7 protein-coding genes and 1 other RNA gene are annotated in these 4,852 nt (G+C 61.7%); 5 read left to right on the top strand and 3 right to left on the bottom strand.

What is annotated here, in order from left to right; translation table 11 throughout:
* Positions 1-308 (bottom strand): LCCL domain-containing protein (locus tag ABY403_RS13335; protein ID WP_372841319.1); only part of this gene is annotated, 308 nt, incomplete at its 3' end.
* A 92-nt stretch (positions 309-400) separates the two neighbouring features.
* On the opposite strand from ABY403_RS13335, the gene ssrA reads away from it, so the two are divergent.
* The 5 genes from ssrA (at position 401) to ABY403_RS13360 (ending at position 3,423) form a co-directional block, all read left to right on the top strand.
* Positions 401-758: a transfer-messenger RNA gene (gene ssrA, locus ABY403_RS13340) on the top strand.
* Between the two features lie 271 nt (positions 759-1,029).
* Positions 1,030-1,482 carry an SspB family protein gene (locus ABY403_RS13345; RefSeq protein WP_372841320.1) on the top strand — a complete coding sequence of 151 codons (453 nt, stop codon included), beginning with the start codon at positions 1,030-1,032 and terminating at the stop codon, positions 1,480-1,482.
* A gap of 155 nt (positions 1,483-1,637) precedes the next feature.
* Positions 1,638-3,032 (top strand): class II fumarate hydratase, encoded by a 1,395-nt coding sequence (gene fumC, locus ABY403_RS13350; RefSeq protein ID WP_372841321.1) that lies wholly within the window; start codon positions 1,638-1,640, stop codon positions 3,030-3,032.
* Positions 3,033-3,034: 2 nt separating this feature from the next.
* Positions 3,035-3,211 carry a DUF4169 family protein gene (locus ABY403_RS13355; protein ID WP_372841322.1) on the top strand — a complete coding sequence of 59 codons (177 nt, stop codon included), beginning with the start codon at positions 3,035-3,037 and terminating at the stop codon, positions 3,209-3,211.
* Complete coding sequence (locus ABY403_RS13360) at positions 3,208-3,423, top strand: ribbon-helix-helix domain-containing protein (RefSeq protein WP_372841323.1); 216 nt, start codon at positions 3,208-3,210, stop codon at positions 3,421-3,423. The genes ABY403_RS13355 and ABY403_RS13360 overlap by 4 nt, the downstream gene beginning before the upstream one ends.
* 52 nt (positions 3,424-3,475) lie before the next feature.
* Here ABY403_RS13360 and ABY403_RS13365 read toward each other — a convergent pair whose 3' ends face one another.
* Together ABY403_RS13365 and ABY403_RS13370 are read right to left on the bottom strand one after the other, a co-directional pair.
* Positions 3,476-4,291 carry a lysophospholipid acyltransferase family protein gene (locus ABY403_RS13365; RefSeq protein ID WP_372841325.1) on the bottom strand — a complete coding sequence of 272 codons (816 nt, stop codon included), beginning with the start codon at positions 4,289-4,291 and terminating at the stop codon, positions 3,476-3,478.
* Positions 4,288-4,852: GNAT family N-acetyltransferase (locus ABY403_RS13370; RefSeq protein WP_372841326.1), on the bottom strand; the 565-nt coding region annotated here is incomplete at its 5' end. The genes ABY403_RS13370 and ABY403_RS13365, both read right to left, overlap by 4 nt.

The raw sequence follows: 4,852 nt of genomic DNA on the forward strand, positions 1-4,852 counted from the left end.
CCCTGCCCCGGCTGCATCACCACCCGAATGTCGCCGCCCCCCTTGCCAAGAAAACCTGCATGTTTGGCCGCGGTGCAAATGTCGCTGTCAGAGGTATAGATACCGGTGCCCCAGATTGACTCGTCGCCCCGCCCTGCGGGGCAGAAGCAATTGTACTCAGCTTGCCCTGACGGGTAGCTGGAGCTGCATTCCGGCAAGGCCTGTGCCCCCGCAGTGCTGGCCCAAGCGAAAGACCCTATGCCAAACACCAACGCCCCGAAAACTGGCGCCAGATGCCGTCGTGCCACAGTCATGATACCTTTAGGCATATCAACGCTCCCTCTAAAGACCAACCGCGTCGTTCTGCTGCCATGCTACCCCCGCCAAACCTATTTGCGAAAGAAAATCCAAAGTAGAGCCCGCGCTTGCGGCGCAGTCGCCCACCCCCTATATTGGTCTTGTGCGGGGCAACCCGGACTATGGACATAAACGCGCTCGTAATACGCGGATCGGACCCGGGGGCGGTACCCGGCGGCTCCACCAAATACTCCCTCATTGGGGGCGGAGGGGGCCGAAATAGGATCGACGAACGTCTAAAGGGGTTATGCTTTGTCTCGGTGAGCTACCACCGTTATCGGTGCAAAAGTACAGTTGCCAATGACAACCGTGCTCCGGCAATGGCTCTTGCTGCGTAAGCAGTTCGGGTCGCCGAAACTAAGTCCTTAGGCTTAGCAGCTTAAGGCGGGGTCCGCAGGCACCTGGCAACAGAAGCCTGCACTTCCCCACCCTGCGACGACCGTGACCGTGTAATCGGCTTTGCGACTGCCAATTTGCCATCGCGGCGCTGTAAGCTGCGCAGAAGGTTGGCACCTTCCGCCTGTGCCTGACGATCGGGGGGCAGGAATGTGAAACCGACGTTTTGGAGTATTTGCACACTAGCGAACTGTGCGGTTGGCGCATCTGCGCCGCCGATGGTTGAACATTGCAACGGCCCGCTTTATTTCACCGCCGCGCCCCCCTATGGTGGATTCGCAGGGCAGAAGGTGAAACATGTCGCGATCGATCGATTACGGAAACCTGATGCATCGTGCCATGCGTGGCCTGATCCAGCAGGTGCTGGAGGATGTTGCGGCCGACGGGCTGCCGGGCGAGCATCATTTCTTCATCACCTTCGACACGCGCCATCCCGACGCAAAGCTGGCCGACTGGCTGCACGCGCGCTACCCGGAAGAAATGACCGTAGTGATTCAGCATTGGTTCGCCGATCTGACGGTTGACCCCGAAGGTTTTGCAATCACGCTCAACTTTGGCGACGCGCCCGAGCCGCTTTACATCCCCTTCGATGCGGTGCGCACCTTCGTCGATCCCTCGGTCGAGTTTGGCCTGCGCTTCGAAACCCAAGCCAGCGACGAAGACGACGATGAACTGACCGAAGCCGATCTCGAGGTTGAAGAACCCCGTGTCGAGGCCGAGGTCGTCTCGCTTGACACATGGCGCAAATAGGCCCCATGCGGCAGCACACAGGCGCTGACGCCACCTGTTAGCGCCAGCACCCACACCGGCGCACGATTCCTGCGGCCTCGCGCTGAATCGGTGTTTGTTCCCGGCCGAAAAATCGCATAGCACTTGCCCCGATCGATAGAAACGGGACATCCGCCATGACCAATACCCGCACCGAAACCGACAGCTTTGGCCCGCTTGACGTGCCGGCCGACAAATACTGGGGCGCGCAGACGCAACGCTCCATCATCAACTTCCCGATCGGGTGGGAACGCCAACCCATCGCCATCGTGCGCGCGCTGGGGGTCATCAAAAAGGCCGCCGCCGAAGTGAACATGGCCACCGGCGCGATTGATGCGAAACTGGGCCAAGCCATCGCTGCTGCCGCCTCGGAGGTGATCGCGGGCAAGTTCGACGACAATTTCCCGCTGGTGGTCTGGCAAACCGGTTCGGGCACGCAATCGAACATGAACGCCAACGAGGTGATCTCTAACCGCGCCATCGAGATGCTGGGCGGCAAGATGGGCTCTAAAAAACCCGTCCACCCGAACGATCATGTCAATATGGGCCAAAGCTCCAACGACACCTTCCCCACTGCGATGCACGTGGCAATCGGCATGATGGCGCGCGATGTGCTGCTGCCGGGGCTGGAAAAGCTGCGCGCAGCACTGGCGGCCAAATCGGTCGAGTTCAAGGACATCATCAAGATCGGCCGCACCCACACCCAGGATGCCACGCCCCTGACACTTGGGCAGGAGTTTTCGGGCTACACCCAGCAGGTGGCGCAAGGCATCATGCGGATCAACAAGATCCTGCCCGAGATCTACGAACTTGCGCAGGGCGGCACCGCCGTCGGCACCGGGCTCAACACCAAAAAGGGCTGGGATGTCGCAATCGCCGCGAAAATCGCGGAAATCACGGAACTGCCCTTCGTGACCGCGCCGAACAAGTTCGAAGCGCTCGCGGCGCATGACGCGATGGTGATGTTCTCAGGCGCGCTCAAAACCGTAGCCGCCAGCCTGTTCAAAATCGCCAACGACCTGCGCCTTCTCGGCTCTGGCCCACGCTCTGGACTGGGAGAGCTGATCCTGCCCGAGAACGAACCGGGCAGCAGCATCATGCCCGGCAAGGTCAACCCAACGCAGGCCGAGGCGCTGACGATGGTCTGCGCCCATGTCATGGGCAATGACGCAGCCGTAGGCTTTGCCGGCAGCCAAGGCCATTTCGAACTCAACGTCTATAACCCCATGATGGCCTATAACGTGCTGCAATCCATGCAGCTTCTCGGCGACGCCGCGGCCAGCTTTACCGACAACATGGTGGTGGGCACCAAGGCCAATATCGCGCGGATCGACAAGCTGATGAAAGAATCACTGATGCTGGTCACCGCATTGGCCCCCACCATCGGTTATGACGCCGCCACCAAGGTCGCCAAGACCGCGCACAAGAACGGCACCACCCTGCGCGAAGAGGCGATTGCCCTAGGCTATGTCGATGGCGAAACCTTCGACCGCATCGTGCGGCCCGAACAAATGGTCGGCCCCGAGGACTGACAATGGCTGAGGTGGTCAAACTCAAGACCGCGAAAAAACGCCTTGCGCGCGCAAAGAACGCCGCGCAAGGCACGGAAAACGCGGCACGTTTTGGCCGAACCAAAGCCGAAAAACTCCGCGAGGCGGCCGAGGCCGCCCGCGCCCGCGCGGCGCTCGATGCACATCGGCGCGAGCCATGAGCCGCCCGCAAAAACATTCCCTAACGCTCGCCGGGCACCGCACCAGCGTCTCGCTCGAACCCGAGTTCTGGGCCGCCTTCCGCGAAATTGCAGAAAAATCCGGCAAGGGAATCAACGCTCTGGCCGCCGAAATTGATGCTGCGCGCGGCGCGGATACCGGCCTTGCCTCGGCCATTCGCCTCTATGTCTTGGCTAGCCTGCGCGCGCGCTGATCTGCTTCAGGCCAAATATCCGCCCGCCGCAGGCGGCGCGCGGCACGCGCGCTCAGTCAAAAGGCAATGCGCCTCTGATCTCTTGCTCACAATGCAAAGCCAGCGCCTTGCGGCTTGCAAAATCGTCCACCCGAACAGGGGGGTGAAACACCACCTCGACTGCGCCCTGCCGCCAGCGGGACAGCACCGCCATCAGATGCGGCCCAAGCGTCATGTCACCCCACCAGCCGTAAAAGCGCGGGTCTTCACCGGAGGGTGCGTGATAAATCACGCTAACCGGCTGCACCCGCATCTCGCGGCCCAGTTCCTTATTGAAGAACGCGCTGAAAAGCGTTGACTTGAAAGGCAAAACCCGCCGCCCATCGGTCGATGTGCCCTCGGGGAAGAACAGCAGATGATGCCCCGCCTTCAGCCGCTGCTCGAACAATGCCTTCTGCTTGCCCGCCTCTCGCGGATCGCGGCGGATGAATACGGTGCCAGTCGCGCGCGCCAACCAGCCGATGCCGGGCCAGCCCGCAACCTCGGCCTTGGCGACAAAATATACCCGCTGGCACGCATTGAGCGCGAAAATGTCGAGCCAAGAGGAATGGTTGGCCACCACCGCCCCCTTGCGGCCCAGCGGTCGGCCGCGCACGCGGTAGCGAATACCAAGAATGAACAGCGCAGCGCGGCAGACAGCTTCGGTGATCCAAGGGGTCAATGGCCGCTGCATACGAAAAAGCGGCCACTCGATCAGGCGCAGCAGCAACAGCAGCGCCAACCCGCCGAACACCACCGTCGCCAGAACTGCGCCCCGCACAATCCCGAAGGTGCGCGCCAACACCCCAATCGGTGCGATCCGCGGCGGCGCATCGCGCCAAGTGGTCATACCCGCGCCTCTCTGCGGCGCGAGTAAAAGCTGTGGTGACGCTGGTTCATTGCGGCGGTATCCATCATCAAAAGCACATCGGTCGTGTTGAAATCGATGTCGATAAAGGCGCCTTCGCCGACAAAGCCCCCCGCCCGCAGATAGGCCTTGATCAGCGATGGCATCTGCGCCATCGCGCGGCCCCGCGTCAACGCTTCGGCAGGCAAAAGGTCCATCCGCTGAAAATGCGCAGGCAAGGCGCGGGCGCGCAGCGCGGGGGGGGCAAGGTGGTGATGATGCAGCCAAGACAGCGGCTCTGCCAGCGCTTCGGCATCGGTCCCATGAAAACTTGCCACGCCGAACATCACTTCGATGCCATTGGCCAACACATATTCGGCCAACCCGTTCCAAAGCATGTAAAGCGCCGCCGATCCGCGATAATCGGCATGCACGCAAGACCGCCCCACCTCGACCAACCGCCGGCCGGTGGCGCGCAGCAGCGCAAGATCATATTCGCCATCGCAATAAAAACGCCCGAACTCTGCGGCGCGCTCGCCCGGCAGCAGCCGATAAACCCCCACC

Source organism: Phaeovulum sp., assembly GCF_041596715.1.
Classification (GTDB): domain Bacteria; phylum Pseudomonadota; class Alphaproteobacteria; order Rhodobacterales; family Rhodobacteraceae; genus UBA6213.

Bases quoted from the DNA above. Each gene is read 5' to 3' on its own strand.
- ABY403_RS13345 (WP_372841320.1), top strand. From the start codon at position 1,030: ATGTCGCGATCGATCGATTACGGAAACCTGATGCATCGTGCCATGCGT.
- fumC (WP_372841321.1), top strand. From the start codon at position 1,638: ATGACCAATACCCGCACCGAAACCGACAGCTTTGGCCCGCTTGACGTG.
- ABY403_RS13355 (WP_372841322.1), top strand. From the start codon at position 3,035: ATGGCTGAGGTGGTCAAACTCAAGACCGCGAAAAAACGCCTTGCGCGC.
- ABY403_RS13360 (WP_372841323.1), top strand. From the start codon at position 3,208: ATGAGCCGCCCGCAAAAACATTCCCTAACGCTCGCCGGGCACCGCACC.
- ABY403_RS13365 (WP_372841325.1), bottom strand. From the start codon at position 4,291: ATGACCACTTGGCGCGATGCGCCGCCGCGGATCGCACCGATTGGGGTG.